Genomic DNA, 660 nt, shown 5'->3' on the forward strand with positions numbered 1-660 from the left:
GTCCGGCGTCGACGTCGTCGACAATCGTGACGAGCTGGCTGCGCTCGATGTCGGCCAGGCCGTGCTGGAGTGTGGCGACCGCGACGATCTCGTCGCCCCGCTCGCGCAGCCGCTCGATGGTCGCGGCGGTTTCGTCACCGACACCCCAGGTCTCGGGACTTTCGTCGGAGAGGTCGTTCTCGGCGACGTAGTCCGCGATTGCTCGAATGTCTTCGACATCGCCTGCGAGAAGGAAGATCTCCTCGTTGATCTGCTCGCGGTTGGCGTAGCCGGGCCACAGTCGCGTACTGGGCTCGCGTCCGGCGCGGATCGCCTTACCGGCTTCACGGACCTGGGCCTGGTCGGCCGCGGTCATCACCGAGATCTCGGCGGCCATCTTCTGCGCGTTGACGTAGCCCTCGGCGAATCCGCCCAGCAGTTCCGGGATCCGGCCGCGCGCTTCTTCGCCCGGGTCGACCCACACCGGCGAGGCGAGAGCATCGACGAGGACCCCGCGGCCGCGCTGGCGGCTGTCGAGCAGCGGCGGGTGCAGCTGGCCGCTGATCTGGATTCCGCCGGCATCACCGGAGACGACCGCGCCCGCATCGACTTCGTCGTCGACTACCTCACCGGAGACACCCGAGACATCGACCTTCTCGCCTCGCCGGTGTGGGTCGACCC

At 68.6% G+C, this 660-nt stretch carries 1 pseudogene; it reads right to left on the reverse strand.

The features are described 5' to 3' along the window. Positions 1 to 660 (reverse strand): annotated as a pseudogene (locus A5780_RS40945) (hypothetical protein); the annotation flags it as partial.

Origin of the sequence: Nocardia sp. 852002-20019_SCH5090214, from assembly GCF_001665865.1 — a bacterium.
Lineage (GTDB): Bacteria > Actinomycetota > Actinomycetes > Mycobacteriales > Mycobacteriaceae > Nocardia > Nocardia nova.